The 801-nt window shown below is 71.0% G+C and carries 1 protein-coding gene; it reads right to left on the reverse strand.

Features of this window, described 5'->3' with window-relative positions; translation table 11 throughout:
* On the reverse strand, window positions 1-801 hold an 801-nt coding region (locus AC2JF9_RS08035), incomplete at both ends, for a TonB-dependent receptor domain-containing protein (protein WP_500726758.1).

Here is an 801-nt window from a genome sequence, read left to right on the forward strand (position 1 = left end):
ACGTGGAGGCGGGGATGTCCGGCCCGACGGTGAACTGGAGCAACTCGCCCTTGAGGTCCGCGCGGTAGAGGCTGACGTCCCAGGAGGCGATGCCGCGCCGGCCGAGGGTGCCGATCTCGGCCGTCCACGCGCGCTGCGCGTCGAGCGGCACGAACGCCGCCACCTGAGCCAGCTCGGCGAAGCCCGGCAGCTCGTGGCTGCGGCTGTAATTGGCGTAGACCCGGATCTCGGGCACGGGCTCGTAGAGCAGGCCGAACCTGGGCGAGAACTGGCTGAAGTCCGCCTCGCCGGTGACGACGGCGGGGAAGGCCTGCTCCTGCCGGCGCCGTCCGTCCGAGTAGATGGCGCCGGCGATCAGCGTCAGTCCCGGCGCCGCCTCGGCCCGCGCCTCGCCATGGACGTTGATCGTGCGCGCCGTCTGGTCGGCCTCCAGCGTCCGCGCGCCCTTCCGCCCGTTCGTATTGACGAAGCGACGCGAGTCGGTCGTCCCGAAGCGCGCGGCCGTGCCGAGCGTGAACGCGAACGGCCCCTGCCGCCAATCGAGCCGCGTGAAGGCGCCGTAATCGGTCGACTGCTGGTCGATCAGCTGGAAGATCGGGTGGAACAGCGACTTGACGTTGACGAACGCGCCGACGTCCAGCGCCGCATCGCCGAACGTGAAGCTGGTGCGGTTCTGGAGGCGCAGCGAGTCGATGTCGCGTTTCTGGTCGCCCGCGAAGTTGCCGCTCGCGGGCTCGTCGAGCACCCGGCCCAGCGTCAGCGCGCCGGGCAGTTCCTGCCGGATCCGGTTCGCGCTGGCGT

The organism is Lactobacillus sp. C449L, assembly GCF_059900815.1.